A 17,316-nucleotide genomic window follows, 5' to 3' on the forward strand; every position below is an offset into this window, starting at 1 on the left:
ATCTAGGTGTTGTTATTTTTGGGCTATGACAATGGTGTCGCCCTGCTGCGAGTAGGTTAAATTCGATGAAGTTGCTGCTAACGTTTCGATAAGCTCGTCAGCACTGTAGGCCCTGAAAGCGCCCGATATGGTCCAGGTTGCTAGGGTCTTGTCGGCAATCTGGAGCTTTACACCGTAGTTTTCTTCGAGCAGATTACCAATTTCTTCCAGCGTTGTGCCATCAAACACAAACCGATGCTCTTTCCAGGACGTAAAGTTCTGGGGGGCGCTGGTTTGTTTTAAACTCACCCGCCCTTTGGGGTCGAACGTTACCAGATTACCCGGTTTCATGGTCAACTGCCTGCTTGTTTTACCTTCCTGATAAAGCAGTTGAACCTTACCTTTGTTGAGCACCACCTTTTTGCTCTTTTCGCGCGTGTTGACCATAAACTCAGTGCCTAACACCACAACCTCAAAGTTTTTGTCGGTCTGGACAACAAAGTGCTGATGGTCTGGCAGATGCTTAATGGCAAAATCAGCTTCGCCAGTCAGAACCACTTTTCGTGTTTTTTGGCCGAAGCCAAACCGGGGTACACGTAGCGTGGAGTTTGCATTGAGCGTAATCTGGCTTCCATCCGATAAGGTAATCGAGCTTGTTTTTCCGTATCCGGTGGTATAGGTTTTGAACAGCAGGTTGTCTTTAAAGAATAAAGCACCCAGCGTAATAATAACGCCGATAGAAGCGGCTGCCACCCAGTGCGGCCAGTACGTATACGTTCGGTGTACGACTAGTTCCTCGGTTGTGTGTATGGGGGCGGCTGGTTCATTGACGGCGTTGTCAAGAATACGTTGCCGATGCCGGTTCAGGGCTTTTTGATCGTCGGCAATAAATTGTGGATTTTGACTTTCCCAGGCGGCCAGATGCATAAAAAACAGCTCACGGTTAGCCTCATCGTTAGCCCACTCATCAATGGCCTGCTTCTGCAGAGCAGTTGCCCGACCAGAAAAATAAGTGAGAAGTGATTCTTTTGATACCTGAGTTTTCATCGACAATATGTTAGCAGTATCATGACGATTTCGAGATAAAAAATACGTAGTCAAGTCGCGGGAAAAATAGATTTTCTACCGCATCAGGCCCATTAAGAAGATGATTAATAGCCATTTGTCTTTCAGCGTATTCCGAATCTGACGTATGGCCTGAAAAAGATGGGATTCAACCGTACGTAAAGATAGGTTCAGTTCATCCGCAATTTCTTTGTACTTTTTTCCTTCGAAGCGGTGCATGACGTAAATCTGACGACGCTTCAATGGCATATCATTGATGGCATTTTCCACATCGTGATACAACTCTTCGTACTGCGTAATGGAATCGGGAGACTGTGTGTTGTGGGCAGGCATCAATTCGGCACTATCCAGCGATGTGTTGCGTCGCATTTCGGCCCGAACATAGTCGAAAGCTCTGTTTCGAACGGCTGTGAATAAATAGGCTCTGTAGGAGGTTGTGATGGTTAAATAGCGCGATTCTGCCTGGAATTCATAGAAAATATCTGACACGATATCCTCCGCAATTGCTTTGGAAGACACGAACCGAACGGCGTGGCTGCATAAAAGAGCGTAATAGTGTCGGAATAATAAACTGATACCATGATCGATATCGTCCTGAAACGCTTTTTTGAGAAAGAGTTCGGTATCCCAACCGGCCTTATCGGAAGAGGGTTGGTTCGGCTCTTCCATATCCACTACGTACAACGGCCTCGTTTCCGATCGTTGCCTTAGGGGTAAGACGTGTCCCAGCTCTACTGGTAAATGAAACGATTGATTCATTTTTGGTTTCCTCTTAGAGTAAATTTTTTAGGGCGGCTGAGTCGTACGTTGTCTATGAAAGCCTTTTAACCAAGACGATGTGAGCACCAAAAACACTTAGTCTTATTTCATTATTTTTTCAAAAAATTGAATTTTGGCTGTTGACTCTAAGTCAATAGCTGGCTGTACGTCTGAATTAGCGAACTGCAATGTGGCAGATGTAGCAAGGCTTATGAAGGAATACTCTACTGGTTTAACGACCGATTCGTTGAGTACATCCAATGTCAATTGTAAGATAGGCCTCAGTCGAAGCAATTTGATTAAGATACTAACTATTGATAATTTAGTTGATTGTCAGGTGATTATAAATTTTTTATAATATATATTGATTATAATATAATACAAGTATTGTCTATTGCTGTTACCTTTGTATTACGCTGTCAGTTGACGAAGGGGATTGACATGGGCCTGCGCTATGTGACGAAACTAGTTGCTGGCTAAACTCAGGTTGCCCAATAATTTTCTGAATAGATTTTTACAACATCTACTAACCAAGTAATACGCATTAGGTATGGCTGCCAATCAACGAAAACTAATCCGCGTTATGTTTGACGTATTGGATGAAACGAAAAAAAGTCTTACACTGGACAAAGACCTTTCCATAGTTGCCCGCGATCCCGACGAGGCTATTGATTTTGTATTTGCTGAAATGCAGCGCGAGTTTAATCGATCCGACATTCGCTTGTCGCGGGTTCGGATATGTGCCTGAGATTGTTGCCTGTAGAAGCAATAGGTCATCTAGTTTGCCTCAATCGAAAAGGTACTGTACTGTATCTGATTCGGATTGACCGACTGCGGACGATCTGATCAATCCGCAGCCGGTCGTTGCCCGACTAGCAGCCAGGGTTGTGACAACTATAGTCGATCACTTTTATTGATTAATTCGACAGGATCAGCCTGCCTACCAATCGCCTGGTTGCGGTTTGCCACCGCACCAGATACGTTCCCGCAGGAAGGTGGCTAAGGTTGGGCGTGAATTCATTCAGGCCTTCCTGTACCTGTACGGGCTGATCATACACCGATACGCCGGTTTGACTCAGAACGGTTAGCGTACCAGCCTGGGCTTCATTGGTCTGGATCTGAATGCGTATAGGCCCACCCGTTGGGTTTGGGCTGATCATGATGCTGCTTTCCGTTCCATACTCTTCACGCGTGGCCGCCAGTCGGGCGGCTACGGGCGTTTCGGTTCGGATGTTATCCAGGTAAATCAGATTGTCGCCACCGGCTTGTGACTGAATAGTCAGGCGTTTGATACGGGCTGGATTGCCTAACTGTGGCATGGTAACCGTGATTTCCTGCCACACGTTGGGCGTTGGCTGGAACGTGAACACGGCACTTTGACCACTTTCGTTTTCGGCATTGGTATACAAGCCAATCGTTTTGTTGGTGGTCGCATAAATCCAGAATCGAATGGTGGTTTGAGCCGTGGGAACCAGAGCCGAGTTACGAATAATTGACCAGCCACCCCAACCGCCATTGTAGGCAACCGACAACGCGTATTGCCCTACTTTGACTGGATTTGTGTTCGTATAGTTGCGGTTAATGCCCCACGACCACTCTTTCCATTCGGCGTTCGGCGCTTCATCGTAAATGGCCTCACCCGCTGTGTTTGACGGACAGGCAACGGTCGTAACGCTCAGGGGAACACTCTGATCAACCGCATTGCCCATTACGTCTTTAGCCCGTACCGTAAACGTATATGCCGTACCACACGTTAGCCCTGCTACGTCGACAGTGGTCACACCAACAGTACTGGTCAACAGCGTTCCGTTCCGGTAAACGTCGTAAGCCGCTACGTTGCTGTTACTGCTGGGAGCGCTCCAGGTCAGACGTAAACCTGTAGCCGTTACGTTGCTGGCTGTCAGGCTGAAGGATTGTTCGAGCCGGATATTGTCCAGATAAATCAACGTACTCCCCGATGCCTGATTTTGAACGGTTAGTCGTTTAATACGGGCCGGATTGCCTAACTGTGCCATCGTAATAACAACTTCCTGCCAGACGTTGGGTGTTGGCTGGAACGTAGATACCGCACTTTGACCACTTTCATTGTCGGTGTTGGTATAGACACCGATGGTTTTGTTGGTGGTCGCATAAATCCAGAAACGTAGCGTGGTCTGCGGACTGGGCGTAAAAGGTGTATTCCGAATAATCGACCAGCCACCCCAGCCGTCGGTATACGTCACGGCCAGCGAGTTTTGACCTACTTTGACCGGATTGCTGTTCGCATAGTTTCGATCAACCGACCACGACCATTCTTTCCACTCCGGATTCAGGGCTTCGTCGTAGATAGCATCGTTGCCACTGGAGGGCGGGCAATTGGTCGTCGTTACGGTCAGCGATGCGCTTTGTGTCGACTTATTACCGGCGGCATCTTTAGCTAGTACGGTATATACATAAGCGGTTCCACAAGCAAGGTTGCTAACGTTCAGGGTGGTAGTTGTTACGTTATTGATGACCACCCCGTTTTGGTATACCTCATAGCCCACTACGCCAACATTGTCTGTGGCCGCCGACCAGCTTAGTGTGAAGCTATTACCCGTTACGTTGCTGGCCACGAGATTCGTAGGCTGGCTGGGCGCCTGGGTATCGGTTGTGGTACAGGCTCCCGTTCGTACAGTCAGTTCGTTACTGCTGGCTGATACGTTTCCGGCTGCGTCTTTCGCCCGAACGGTAAATCGATAGGTCGTGTTACAGGTTAGTCCTGTTACGTCGAAGCTGGTCGATGTAACCTTATCGTTCAGGAGTGTCGTACCCTGATAGACTTCGTACGCCGTTACGCCCACGTTGTCGGTTGAGGCTAACCAGTTCAGACGCAGACTTGTTGTCGTTACGTTCGTGGCCGATAGGTTGGCTGGAATGCTGGGCGCCTGCGTATCGGGCGCCGTATCACCCGCAATTAGCCGAATGTCGTCGAGGACAAAACTATGTGTTTCTCCGGCGCCATCGGCAAACGAAATCCGCTGAATCTGGGATGGATTACCCCAGAAGCTCCACGGAATCCGAACGAGTGTCCAGGTGTTTGGTTCGGCATTGATTCGATACGAATCCGTTGTTTCGCCGGTATCGATTTCGCTCATGAATATACGTACCGTTTTATCGGTACCGTAGAACCAGAACTGTACACCACCAGGATAATTGGCTGTTTTCAGAATCTCGCTATTACGCAGGCTTAATGCCCCGAACTTTGCCGTTACGTTTACTTTCAGCGAACGCTGGCCGATTTTCACCGGGTTGGTGTTCGCCAGATCATTGCCACTGCCCCACGACCATTCAACAACGGTATTTTTGAGTGCATCACCGTAAATAATGTAATCGTTGGCACTGGGTGCGGGTGTGCTGACCGTTACGGCATTGCTTGGATTGGAGCGATTGGCCGAGAAATCAATTGCTTTTACCGTAAACACGTAGCTGTTACTGGGCGACAGTGTCGTTACGTTAAACGATGTTTCTGGCGTTTCGGCAATTCGAACCCCATCCTGATAGACTTCATAAGTTGGCGTGCCCCGGTTATCCGTCGATCCGTTCCAGGTGAGCTTCACCGAATAGGGCGAAAGCTCCGAGGCAACCAGATTGGTGGGTGTGGTTGGCGGTTCGGTATCGGTTGGATCGGTGGTCGGAACCATCAACCGGCTAAGCAGACTGATATAAGGAGCCTGGTTGTAAATAGCGACCTCCGTAAAAATCCAGGAGTCCTGCGGCCAGCCCGTATTCCAGTCTTTATACCGTTTCTGTAGCGGTTCGTTCCGGATATAGCCTTCTGTGCCGGTATACTGATCCATGCTGTTGGGGCCGCCGGTTAAATAGCCGGGTGCTGGACCTTTGGGCGACGTCTGGGCGTTATCCCAGTCGGTACCGTGGGCGAACCAGGTGTGATAAATCTCGTTCTGCGAATTCTCGGCACCGTAGGGATACATGTTCGAGAGCATGACTTTTCCCTGGGCGTTCACGCCATGAAACCAGTGCAGGTATTCGCCCGCCACTTCCCGATACAGGGCCTTATTCGACGGATTGATGGCGAAATTTACGAAGTCGAGGTTGGCGACACCCGCGTTGCCACGAACCTGATTACTGCCCCAGTGATACTGCTCGTCTGCCATATAGGCCCGATATAAATCCTTATTGGCCGTATAATCTTTAATCGACAAGACGTCATTCTGAACACTTTTTACACTGCGTATTCGCGCTGCAGTAGCGGGCGTAGCATCTGGATGGGCTGCGTACCGTAACAGTGCCGTATGGACGTGCATTGTGTAAGGACCCCACCATTCATTCTGAACCGGCTGAATCTGCGAGAAATACGTATCGACAAACGTTTTGTATTCAGCCTTCCCGGTCGCTTCAAACAGATAAATAGCCGCGACGACTGCTGATTGACGCTGAACGGTTGCCGACTTATCCGCATCGCCGGATTTAATATGGCCGTCGTCACAATCGGTCTGGAACGTAGTGAATCCGTTTGTCGTTTGCTTTCCTCGGTTAAAGGCTTGCTCGGCACGTGTAATCAGATCCTGGGCGTAGGCGCTCATAGCCGGAATGGTGCGATACACTGCTCCGCCAACCGCAAACATAGCAGCCCCGGCCAAGGTCGAGGAGGTACACTCGGGCAAATAGTAGCGGGGGCGTTTGTCGGCACTGGGCGGAGATACCTCTCCTTCATACGTATCGAACCCCACCTTCAGGAACAACCCACCGGTTCCCGTTGCATCCTGCATGCGACGCATAAAGTCAAGTTCCCATTTGACCTCGTCCAGAACGTCAGGAATGCCATTTCCCGATTCAGGAATGTTGAAGTTATCCCCGAATACGGATGGATTCAGGCGATACGCTTCCAGCAGCAACGCTACGGGTTCCTCCGCAAAGGTTACGTACTTGTTCATGTCGCCAGCGTCCATCCAGCCACCGTGCAGATCTTTAGCCGTTCTGGTATCACCTTTCGCATCACGGCTGGTAGCCTGTCGATCCTGAAGCGGGCCTTCCATCATGGCAGTGTCGGCCCATTTCGAATCGGTGTAAGGCGGCTGTTTGCTGAAGTTGATCCGTTGGTAGAAATACACGCGCATGGCCGCCTTCAATACGTCGCTGTACACATTGTCGCCAACGTCGAAACGGTACGAACCCACGTTATTGCCAACGTCGAAAATGTAATACGAACCCGGCGTATTGACCGTCGAAAAATCGAACCACCATCCCTTGTCGCCCGAGGATGCCTGCGTGGCGCCATTGTTCCAGGCCTGAATGGTTCCGCTAAATACCACACCATCGTCGGACCATCGACGAACCTGGTACTGATTGGTGCCTGTACTGGCATGAAAGGGCTGCCCCGCATTGGAGCCCACTTGTGGATTGACAATGACCGCCACTTTTCGGGCGTTCTGGAGATACCCAAACTGATCGATTCGGATAAAATCGGTGGTGCCGGGTGGGGCCGCCAGACCGTGGTACATGGTTAGTAACCAGACCAGAGTCCATAAACAAAACTGTTTCATTAAGTTAACTCCCGCGCCCTGGGCGGTTCTTTTATGATTATAAAAAGTGCTTTTTAGGGCCTAAAAGCGCGGGTAAACATACCGGGCCGTTAGTAGTGGTGCAGGAACTCTCCGCGCGAATTGTCGGAAACGATGACTGAGTTGCTTAAACCGACGACTAAGCTTTGTTTAGAGCGAAAAGGAGCGCTGGGAGAGGGATAATTTATGGGGATAGCCTAGTGTTATCAGTAGCCGATTGGCACTCGAATAACCGGGAGGAAATCGGATGGAAAGGAGTTAATTACGGCATTCGCATTCCTTGCATTGCTCCATGGTGTCGAAAGGAACAGTACCACCACAACCGCCATACGTAAATTGTTTGCAGCGTTTCTCGGTCTGGTCGTAATAGTATTTGGTGAAAGCAGCGTAGCAGGGTCCTGCGTCTGGCTTTAGTTGACAGCGTTCCGACGATGCACAATCCTTTTTACAGCCTATGACCAATAGCGCCAGGGTTAATAAACTGAACGGAAAGTGACGAATGGATAGGTTGTGCATGATGCTTATCGTTAATCTGTAAGGAAACTGAGCGTTTGTCGCAGACTGCATCTTGCTGTCTGGGACAAACGCATCCATACGTAATACCAAGACTACGTAGTAAGACAAACCGTTGGAAAAGTGGGAGGGAAATCTGATAATTGTCATACCTAAGCTGCCAGTGTTACGAAATCCCATAACCAGGCGAAAACATGTTACGTTACCGGCGGGTTTATATAGCCAGTGAACTCTCCTCTCTTAATCACCCACCCATGACGTCTGATGCGGATATATTGATCATTGGTGGCGGCCTGGCTGGCTTAACGGCAGGCATTCATCTGGCTCAGCATGGTTTGCGAGTTACCCTGATCGAAAAGCATCCGTACCCGCAGCATAAAGTCTGCGGAGAATACGTATCCAACGAAGTGCTTCCCTACCTCGAACAACTCGGTATCGTTTTTGATGACGTAGCGCCGTCGCGCATTGAGCGTTTTTTGTTCAGTACCGTTGCGGGAAAAACGATAGAAAGTCGATTGCCGTTGGGTGGATTTGGCATAAGTCGATACGTCTTTGATGCGATTCTGTACCGAAAAGCCCTTGCCGATGGTGTTCTGATTGTGCAGGATCAGGTAATCGATGTTCAGTTCAAAAACGATTCCTTCGACGCAACCACGTTGACCGGAAATACGTATACATCAAAAATCGTGATTGGTGCTTATGGAAAACGGTCTGGACTGGATAAGCAACTAGGTCGACGCTTTATCGAGGAAAACTCACCCTGGATGGGTGTCAAGGCGCATTATCGGGCCAGCTTCCCCGACGATCTGGTGTCGCTGCATCATTTCGAAGGAGGTTATTGTGGCTTGAGCCAGGTCGAAAACAACGTCGTGAATGCCTGTTATCTGGTAAGCTATAACAGTTTCAAAAAACATAAAAACGTGATGGCTTTTCAGCAACAGGTATTGAGCCAAAATCCTTTCCTGAATGAGTTTTTCGCAACGGCAGTGCCATTGTTCGAGAAACCGCTGACCATAAGTCAGATTTCGTTTGCCCGAAAAGAACCGGTGGAAAAGCACGTGCTGATGTGTGGCGACACGGCAGGCGTTATTCATCCACTGTGTGGTAATGGCATGGCAATGGCCATTCATAGTGCCAGGATCGTTTCTGAGTTGATCGTCCAGTTTTTTCGGAAAAGCATTACCAGTCGGGCGGATCTGGAGCATCGTTATCTAACATCATGGAACAATGCGTTCAAAACAAGGTTGACTACTGGACGGATTATCCAGTCCCTGCTTCAGAACGCTACGTTGTCGTCGGCGTTGATGGGCAGTTTGCAGCGAATGCCAGCCGCTTTGCCACTAATTATCAGGAGAACACACGGCAGACCTATGGACAAACCCTTGAACGACGCTATTTTGAGTAACTAATACCCTAACGAATCATCAATGACAGTGAATACAAAGCAGCGAACGTCGCAGGAAGAATTTTTGGATGATTTTTCGCTGGAGGGCGACGAACTGCGTGATGCACTGGACAAAATTGCGGCTATCAATCAATGGTTGGGGGGCAATCAGGTAACCCTGGACGGAATGAAAACGCTGCTGGGCAACAGAACAACCCAACAACCGATGTCTATTGTCGATATTGGATGTGGCAATGGCGATATGTGCCGGGCTGTGGTCAATTTTGGGCGGGAGCGAGGCATACCAATTACTGTTTTGGGGATCGATGCCAATGAGTATACCATCAATCATGCCCGAACGCTGTCGGCTGCCTATCCAACTGTTACGTATGCCGTGATGAACGTATTTGATCATGATTTTGCCCGTCTGGAGTACGATATTGCGTTATGTACCTTAACACTTCATCACTTCACAGATGAGCAGATTCTGGTACTGATGCGGTTGTTGTCTCAGCAGGCAAAGCGGGGAGTCGTGATTAATGATCTGCACCGCAGCGCATTGGCCTACCGGCTTTTTCAGCTCGTTTGCTTTGTTTTTCGATTGAATAAACTCTCCAGAGAGGATGGGCTGATTTCTATTCTTCGGGGATTTAAAAAACAGGATTTAGAGACCTTTTCCCGACAGCTCCAGTTAACATCGTACCAGATAAACTGGCGTTGGGCTTTTCGTTATCAATGGATTATCCGGAACCTATGTGTGTAAAAATTGCAGGAGTTGCCAAAGCCTTACCTGATCACTGGCGCGAGACAAAAGACATTCTACTGTTTCTGGATACCTGGCTGGCTGGTCAGGATGATCGCTTTCGTCGGAAAGTGCGCAAGATTTTTGAGAATGCGGCTGTCGATAAGCGATATTCGATGATGACGCCCGCCGAAGTGTTTACCCAGACGTCGTTCGAAGAAAAGAACGCGATCTATGCGCGGGAGTCGATCAAACTGGGCGAAGCCGCCCTGGCAAATGCGCTGAAAAAAACCGGCTGGCAGGCTACTGATCTGGATTATCTGATTACGGTCAGTTGCACCGGAATCATGATTCCATCGCTGGATGCGTATCTCATCAATAGCATGCAGATGAAGCAGGACATTGTCCGGTTGCCGGTGACGGAGATGGGCTGCGTGGCAGGTGTATCGGGCATCATTTATGCCAAAAACTTCCTGAAAGCCAATCCCGGAAAACGGGCGGCCGTATTGGCAGTTGAATCGCCCACGGCTACGTTTCAGCTCGATGACTATTCGATGGCTAACGTAGTGAGTGCGGCCATTTTTGGCGACGGAGCGGCCTGTGTGCTGCTATCCTCCAACGAAGCCGACCAGGGCCCCGAAGTGCTGGCCGAAGAAATGTATCATTTCTACGATGCCATCCATATGATGGGTTTTGGGCTGACAAACAGTGGCTTGCAGATGGTGCTGGACAAGGAAGTGGCCGAAACCATAGCGGCTCATTTTCCGGCCATTGTGCATCCGTTTCTGGAAAAAAATCAACTGGCTATCAACGATATATCGCACCTGATTTTTCATCCGGGCGGCCGAAAAATTGTGGAGGTCGTTCAGGAGCTTTTCGGGAAGCTGGGCAAGACCATCGACGATACCAAAGAGGTGCTACGTCAATACGGAAACATGTCGAGTGCTACGGTATTGTACGTACTGGAGCGGTTTATGGACCGACAACCCGAAAAAGATACGTATGGTCTCATGCTCAGTTTTGGTCCTGGTTTTACAGCGCAACGGGTTTTATTAAAGTGGTAAACGAATTTCGAGACACTCAGTATTGGGCTATTATTCTCGGCGGTAGTCAGGGATTAGGACTAGCGACTGCCCGAAAACTGGCTAAACACGGCATGAATCTATGTATCGTACACCGAACCCGTAAAGCCGATATGCCCGACGTAGCGCGCGCCTTTGAGCAAATTCAGCAAAGCGGTATCGAACTGAAACAATACAATGTCGATGCCACCCATGCCGATAGACGTCGGCAGGTCATCGGCGAGCTAACCGAAAGTATAAAGCCGTCCGGGCGGGTCAGAGTGCTGGTTCACAGTATTGCCAAAGGCAATCTGAAACTAATGGGCACGAACGAACAGACCGATCTGAAACACGACGATTTTCAACTAACCATCGATGCAATGGCGATCAGTTTGTATGATTGGGCAAAGGAGGTGCTGGCGGCCAGTTTATTTGCCGATGATGCCCGCATCATTAGCTTCACCAGCGAAGGGAGCCGGAAAGCCTGGAAAAGCTATGCCGCCGTTTCTGCTGCCAAAGCGGCTCTGGAAGCTATTTCCCGCCAGATCGCCCTGGAGTTTGCTCCGTTTGGCATACGTAGCAACTGCATTATGGCCGGTGTTACGGAAACGGCTTCGATGCGGATGATTCCGGGGGCCGACCAACTGCTGGCGTATAGTCAGCAACGTAATCCATTGGCTCGTTTAACAACCCCGGAAGACGTAGCAAATGCGGTTTATCTGCTTTGTAAAGACGAAGCTGCCTGGATCAATGGCGCAGTTATTCCTGTAAATGGGGGAGAGCATCTTCAATAAACGTGTAGATACCAACGTGCAAACCTGCGACCATATCCTTCAAAAACTGCCTTATCGTAAACCTTTCCTGTTTGTCGATACGTTAGTCAGCGTCACAGAAAATGGGGTAGAGGGGCGTTATACGTTTGCCGCAGATTCGTTTTTTTATGAAGGGCATTTTGTTGGCAATCCCGTAACGCCGGGCGTCATCCTGACCGAGGTGATGGCCCAGATTGGCGTGGTCTGCCTGGGGATTTTTCTGCTATCCGACTCGTCGATAAATGATCTGAAAATTGCTATGACGTCGACACAGATTGATTTCTACCAACCCGTGTTCCCCGGCGAAACGGTGACGGTACGTTCTGTAAAAGAATACTATCGGTTTCAAAAGCTAAAATGTAATGTGGAGATGAGAAACAGCCGGGAAGAACTGGTTTGCCGAGGTAGTATTGCTGGCATGATGAACGTGAAATCAGATGCGTAATCGAGTCGTCATTACAGGTCTTGGCGTTGTAGCGCCCAACGCCGTAGGGCTTCCGGCTTTTCGGGAAGCTATCCAACAGGGACGTAGTGGTATTACGTTCCATCAGGAGCTGGCCGACCTGAAATTTTCGTGTCAGATTGGTGGTATTCCTCCCATTACAGAAACGGATAAGAAGCAGTATTTCACAGACCTACAGCTTCAACAGCTCAATAGTAGTGGGGTTATTTACGGCGTTATGGCGGGGATGGAAGCCTGGCGGCACGCCGGTCTGCCCGTAGCCACCGATGAACCGGACTGGGAAAGCGGTATCGTGTTTGGAACAGGGCTGCTGGGCATTGAAAAAATCAGAGAATCGGTTTATAAAATCGATCAGGGGCAGGTTCGGCGATTAGGCAGTACCGCCGTGGTGCAGACTATGGTCAGTGGTGTCAGTGCCTACCTGGGTGGCATGATCGGATGCGGTAATCAGCTGACCGCTAATTCGTCGGCCTGCTCAACGGGTACGGAAGCGTTGCTGATGGCCTACGAACGGATCGCCTTCGGCTCGGCAACACGCATGCTGGCAGGAAGCTGTAATGATCACGGGCCTTATCTCTGGGGTGGATTCGATGCCATGCGGGTGTTACCCTATCAATACAACCAGTCGCCGGATCGGGCTTCTCGGCCACTGAGTGCGTCAGCCAGCGGCTTCGTGCCGGGCAGTGGCGCTGGAGCCTTGGTGCTCGAATCGCTGGAAAGTGCCCTGGAACGTAACGCCACGATTTACGCGGAAGTGCGGGGAGGTCATGTTAATTCGGGTGGTCAACGCGGGGGCGGGTCCATGACAGCCCCGAACGCAGCTGCCGTCCAGCGATGCATTCAGAAAGCTGTTGAGCAGGCGGGCATTCAACCCGACGATATTGATCTGATCGATGGTCATCTGACCGCCACCCTGAAAGACCCGGATGAAGTTAGAGGATGGGTTAACGCCCTCGGACGTAGTGGCTCGGAGTTTCCGTATATCAATTCGTTGAAATCGATGGTGGGGCATTGTCTGAGTGCGGCCGGAAGCATCGAATGCGTAGCGGCTGTGCTGGAACTTCATGAGGGCTTTATTTATCCATCTATGAATTGTGAAGACCTGCATCCGGCTATCACGGACCTGATTGATCCTTCCCGAATTCCGCAACAGTGTATTCAAAAACCAGTTAACGTAGTAGCCAAGGCCAATTTTGGCTTTGGCGATGTGAACGCCTGCGTTATCTTAACGAACTATCAGATCCAGACTGCTCATGCAAACGAATGATGAATTAATTACTGCCCTTAAAACCATCGTCAAACCCTATGTTCAGGATGAAGAAGCCTTTGCGCAACTAACCGAACAAACTAGTTTTATCAAGGATCTGAAAGTTAACTCTGCCAACCTGGTCGACGTAGCGCTCGATGTGGAAGAGAAATACGACATCGAAATTGATAACGAATCGATGGAGCGTATGCTGACCGTTGGCGCGGCTATCGATATCATTCGACAAAAACTAGCCGAAAAATGATCGGCAACGATATTGTTGATCTGGAGCGCGCCCGTGTAGAGAGTAACTGGCAACGTAGCGGTTTTCTCGGCAAGTTGTTTACGGCTGATGAGCAGCGGCTTATCCAGTCGTCAACCGATCCTGGATTAATGGTCTGGACGCTTTGGAGTATGAAGGAAAGCGCCTACAAGCTAATCGTTCGCCGGACAGGTCGCCCGTTTTTTGCTCCTCAGAAACTGGTCTGCTACGTAACAGAGTTGGATCAGCACACGCTGGCAGGAAGCGTTTTCTATCAGCAGGAGTATACCGTAACAACAGTCATTACCCCACACTACGTAGCAAGCGTAGCACTGGCTACGCCAAAGAAAACGCCATTTGTGCATCAGATCGTTACGTTCGATGACGTTGACTATCAGCACCAGCATGAAGGTATTCGTCAGGTGCTGAAGCAGTTTCTGTCCTGTAAAATAGTAACCCCTGTTAGTGATATAGTTATCCGTAAAAACGATATCGGTGTGCCGTCGATAAGTCTTGGGGATGGACAATGTATTCCCATCAGCCTGAGTCATCACGGTCATTACGGCGCTTTTGCCATGCCGGTCAGCTGGTAGTAGATGGATGACAATAACGCCCGATCATTTGCCTGTAAGAACGCCAGCTTAGCGGTAGAGCCATTTTGCTACCAGTCGGACGTAGCGCGGCATGATCACATAGGTCATCATGCCAACAATGATCACACTGGTTAGAAAGGCTCTGACAAATGGGATCGATAAAAAAGGGAACGTAGCAACCAGGGGCGAAAGGAGCCAGGCTACAAGCATCGACAGGGGGTAAATTGCTGACAGCGTTACCAAAAATTGCTTGTAAGGGGGAGCTACTTTCGTAGTTTGTTTGGGCGTGAACCAGAATTCAAGCCCAGTTTTTATATCTATTTGTTCGTCTTCATTGAGCAGAGGGCGTACTTTGTCAACCATTCGTCTACGGGTGTCGGACTCCAGCCAATCGCGTAGATTCGTTTCTGAATCAAAATGGAGCACGATCGTATAGTCGTTGTTTGCCCCATGTGGTTTAATCACATTGACCCCCCGATGTCCAGGTGCCGTTTGAGCCAGGGGCACCATTTCCCGAAGCCATTTTTCGTAGGCCTGAACTTGCTGACTGTGAGGCCGCTGAACGATAATCGTTGTAACGGCGCTGTCGACTTCAATAGGAATGTTGGTTGGCATGGCAGGAGGGCGTAACGAAACGATATGTTATCACTTTTGACAAAGTTCAAAAGTTTGTCAAAAGTCAAATGTACTAGAAACCAGTTACCACTTTACGCTAAGTCGAACGCCCGCAATGCCATTTCGGGCTGGTGCGGCATTGTAGAACCGATTGCCAACAGCATTGATATCATAGCCCAGTGAGTACGTCTGATCGAGTAGATTGTCGCCACTAGCGTAAATGTCCACCAGCCAGTGCTGGCCTAACGCGTGCCGGTAGCCCAGCGTAGCCTGTACTAATCGGGTCGGGTCAGACATAACCGTATTGGCGTCTGTTAGCGGAAATTCGTTCAGGAACTGGAACGTAACGTGAGCGTATAAACCCACTCTGGTTTCAGCATCCAGACCCGTTACGAGTGTCGTGGGAGCAACTCCCGGTACGCGATTGTCCGACAAATCAGTTGTTCCCTGCTGATAGTCCCGAAAACGATAATTGATAAGCGACATACTGTGCCACACCCGTAGCAGGGAGAACAAGGCGGGGTTTTCTGTATTGGTAGCTGTCGACACAATGTCGTACGACAACTGCGCTTCCAGACCGCGCTGGTCAGTACGTCCTCCATTGACAAAGTATTCGGCACCGGCCGCGTCTGAGCGTCTGACAATGGTTTGTCGCAGATAAAACTGGTAGGCTGCTACGTCGAAACGAAGTCGACCTATCGAACCACGCAGACCAGCTTCGTAATTGGTGCCACGCTCTGGATTCAGGCTGGTATTGAAACCACCTGCCGAGGGCCGAACCTCCTGCGACGATGGAGCCGAGTAGCCGGTGCTGATGCTGGCAAATGCAGCCAGGTTAGGACCGAAGGTACGTAGCAAAGCCACTCGGGGGAGCCATACCGGCGAGAAGTTCCGGGGCAACGTAACGGCTGGTAATGCACCTGCCGACCGAACGGGGAACCGGACAAAATCATACTGAACATCGTTCTGACTTAAACCGGCCGTTAACCGGAATCGGGCGGGGAGTTCTACTTCAGCCTGGGCAAAAATAGTTGTCTGCCGGGCGGTTAACTCTTCGTCCGTCTGAATAGTATCGGCCACACCGCCACGGTTGCCAAAGTTGCGTACTACCGTAAAATTCCGCAGAAGTTCAGCGCCAACGGTGAACGTAGTAGGCAGTGGCCCATTCGGTAGCCGTATCTGGGTGACGGTGCGGCCGCCGATACCCTGGTCGGTACGTTTCTCGTAGTTCGTAATGAATGGGTTGGCAAAATCCGTCGTGGAGGTATACAGAACGGTCGTGTTCTGAATCCGGTCATTCCATTTGTATTCGTGAGACAGACCCAGGTAGCCCACTTTCTGATAAATGCCCGCCTGTTGGGCTGCACTACTTGGCAGGGTGGCCGTTGCCGGGCGCGATGCCCTTGGATTGGCTCTATATTGTGCTTCGGTTAGTCCGCCGGGTGTTCGATAGTGCAGATCGGAGTATAGGCCAAGTACAGAAATCGTCCGTTTCGGGCTGACTGTAAACGAGCCTGTCAGACTCAGATTATCGCGAACCATCGCGCTGTTGTCGCGGTAGCCATCGGCCTGTACGTGATTATAGTTGAGTGCAATGGCCGAATTGTTTTTGCCGGTTTGTACCGCAATTCCGTTGCCATATAAACCGTAACTGCCGCCCAGCGCTGAAACCTCTACGTTCGTTTTACCGGCGGGAACTCCTAATCCACTAAACAATATGGTTCCACCCGTTCCGGCTCCATATAAACTACCCGAAGGCCCTTTGATAACTTCAATACGTCCCAGGGCCCGAATATCCAGTGCATTGAGGGGCGTATTACCCCCTGCATCGGTGAGGGGTAGCTCATTCCAGTACGTTTTCACGTTACGTACCCCAAACGGAGACCGGATCGCACTGCCGCGAATAGCCAGCCGATAGCTACCCGGCGAGCGTTCGTCGGCCCGTACGCCGGGTAGTGTATTCATGGCCGGTACGAGCGTTGGCGTACCAAAGCGCTGATTTAAATCACGACGGGTTAGTAAGCCAATCGACGCTGGCGTTTCCAGCAAACGGCGATTGGTGGCGTAACCTCGAACCACTACTTCATTGAGCTGGAGCGTATCGTCAAGAGCGGAAGCGGCCGGTGTCTGAGCAAACAGCAGGGTTGGGGCTAGTAAACAGACCGTAAGGGCAGACGTAATGTAATGGTTTACCATATAGCTGAGTAAAAGGGAAGGCAACATAGACAGATTGCCTGGGTCGTATTCGATTTGCAAATGTCTGAAATCTATGGGTCGTT

The 17,316-nt window shown here is 50.0% G+C and carries 15 protein-coding genes; 9 read left to right on the forward strand and 6 right to left on the reverse strand.

What is annotated here, in order from left to right:
- Positions 1 to 12 precede the first annotated feature (12 nt).
- Both GK108_RS13950 and GK108_RS13955 read right to left on the reverse strand, forming a co-directional pair.
- A complete protein-coding gene (locus GK108_RS13950; protein WP_163949135.1) occupies positions 13 to 1,026 on the reverse strand; it encodes a FecR family protein in 1,014 nt (337 codons plus the stop codon).
- A 75-nt stretch (positions 1,027 to 1,101) separates the two neighbouring features.
- Positions 1,102 to 1,803 carry an RNA polymerase sigma-70 factor gene (locus tag GK108_RS13955; RefSeq protein WP_163949137.1) on the reverse strand — a complete coding sequence of 234 codons (702 nt, stop codon included), beginning with the start codon at positions 1,801 to 1,803 and terminating at the stop codon, positions 1,102 to 1,104.
- 550 nt (positions 1,804 to 2,353) lie between these two features.
- Between GK108_RS13955 and GK108_RS13960 the strand changes: the two genes are divergently transcribed.
- A complete protein-coding gene (locus GK108_RS13960) occupies positions 2,354 to 2,551 on the forward strand; it encodes a hypothetical protein (RefSeq protein WP_163949139.1) in 198 nt (65 codons plus the stop codon).
- A gap of 169 nt (positions 2,552 to 2,720) precedes the next feature.
- On the opposite strand, the gene GK108_RS13965 is transcribed toward GK108_RS13960, so the two are convergent.
- Together GK108_RS13965 and GK108_RS13970 are read right to left on the reverse strand one after the other, a co-directional pair.
- Positions 2,721 to 7,328, reverse strand: coding sequence for a glycoside hydrolase family 9 protein (locus tag GK108_RS13965; RefSeq protein ID WP_163949141.1), 4,608 nt, complete (start codon positions 7,326 to 7,328; stop codon positions 2,721 to 2,723).
- Positions 7,329 to 7,604: 276 nt separating this feature from the next.
- Positions 7,605 to 7,862 (reverse strand): BPTI/Kunitz domain-containing protein, encoded by a 258-nt coding sequence (locus GK108_RS13970; protein WP_163949144.1) that lies wholly within the window; start codon positions 7,860 to 7,862, stop codon positions 7,605 to 7,607.
- A 191-nt stretch (positions 7,863 to 8,053) separates the two neighbouring features.
- Between GK108_RS13970 and GK108_RS13975 the strand changes: the two genes are divergently transcribed.
- The 8 genes from GK108_RS13975 to GK108_RS14010 are packed head-to-tail and all read left to right on the forward strand — an operon-like array spanning position 8,054 to position 14,422.
- Positions 8,054 to 9,268, forward strand: a complete 1,215-nt coding sequence (locus GK108_RS13975) for an NAD(P)/FAD-dependent oxidoreductase (protein WP_246224897.1) — start codon at positions 8,054 to 8,056, stop codon at positions 9,266 to 9,268.
- An 18-nt stretch (positions 9,269 to 9,286) separates the two neighbouring features.
- Positions 9,287 to 10,006 carry a methyltransferase domain-containing protein gene (locus GK108_RS13980; protein ID WP_163949147.1) on the forward strand — a complete coding sequence of 240 codons (720 nt, stop codon included), beginning with the start codon at positions 9,287 to 9,289 and terminating at the stop codon, positions 10,004 to 10,006.
- Positions 9,997 to 11,049 carry a type III polyketide synthase gene (locus GK108_RS13985; RefSeq protein WP_163949150.1) on the forward strand — a complete coding sequence of 351 codons (1,053 nt, stop codon included), beginning with the start codon at positions 9,997 to 9,999 and terminating at the stop codon, positions 11,047 to 11,049. The genes GK108_RS13980 and GK108_RS13985 overlap by 10 nt, the downstream gene beginning before the upstream one ends.
- Positions 11,043 to 11,840, forward strand: a complete 798-nt coding sequence (locus tag GK108_RS13990; RefSeq protein ID WP_163949153.1) for an SDR family oxidoreductase — start codon at positions 11,043 to 11,045, stop codon at positions 11,838 to 11,840. Before GK108_RS13985 ends, GK108_RS13990 begins: the two co-directional genes overlap by 7 nt.
- A 16-nt stretch (positions 11,841 to 11,856) precedes the next feature.
- Positions 11,857 to 12,303: a 3-hydroxyacyl-ACP dehydratase FabZ family protein gene (locus GK108_RS13995; protein ID WP_317166526.1), complete on the forward strand. Its 447-nt coding sequence runs from the start codon at positions 11,857 to 11,859 to the stop codon at positions 12,301 to 12,303.
- Positions 12,296 to 13,588 carry a beta-ketoacyl-[acyl-carrier-protein] synthase family protein gene (locus GK108_RS14000; RefSeq protein WP_163949160.1) on the forward strand — a complete coding sequence of 431 codons (1,293 nt, stop codon included), beginning with the start codon at positions 12,296 to 12,298 and terminating at the stop codon, positions 13,586 to 13,588. The genes GK108_RS13995 and GK108_RS14000 overlap by 8 nt, the downstream gene beginning before the upstream one ends.
- The gene (locus GK108_RS14005; RefSeq protein WP_163949163.1) at positions 13,575 to 13,832 is read left to right on the forward strand and encodes an acyl carrier protein; all 258 of its coding nucleotides are present in this window, start codon (positions 13,575 to 13,577) and stop codon (positions 13,830 to 13,832) included. Before GK108_RS14000 ends, GK108_RS14005 begins: the two co-directional genes overlap by 14 nt.
- Positions 13,829 to 14,422, forward strand: coding sequence for a 4'-phosphopantetheinyl transferase superfamily protein (locus GK108_RS14010; RefSeq protein WP_163949167.1), 594 nt, complete (start codon positions 13,829 to 13,831; stop codon positions 14,420 to 14,422). Before GK108_RS14005 ends, GK108_RS14010 begins: the two co-directional genes overlap by 4 nt.
- Before the next feature lie 48 nt (positions 14,423 to 14,470).
- On the opposite strand, the gene GK108_RS14015 is transcribed toward GK108_RS14010, so the two are convergent.
- Positions 14,471 to 15,037 (reverse strand): antibiotic biosynthesis monooxygenase, encoded by a 567-nt coding sequence (locus GK108_RS14015; RefSeq protein ID WP_163949170.1) that lies wholly within the window; start codon positions 15,035 to 15,037, stop codon positions 14,471 to 14,473.
- An 84-nt stretch (positions 15,038 to 15,121) separates the two neighbouring features.
- A complete protein-coding gene (locus tag GK108_RS14020; protein WP_163949173.1) occupies positions 15,122 to 17,233 on the reverse strand; it encodes a TonB-dependent receptor in 2,112 nt (703 codons plus the stop codon).
- Positions 17,234 to 17,316 lie beyond the last annotated feature (83 nt).

Source organism: Spirosoma terrae (assembly GCF_010435915.1).
GTDB lineage: Bacteria > Bacteroidota > Bacteroidia > Cytophagales > Spirosomataceae > Spirosoma > Spirosoma terrae.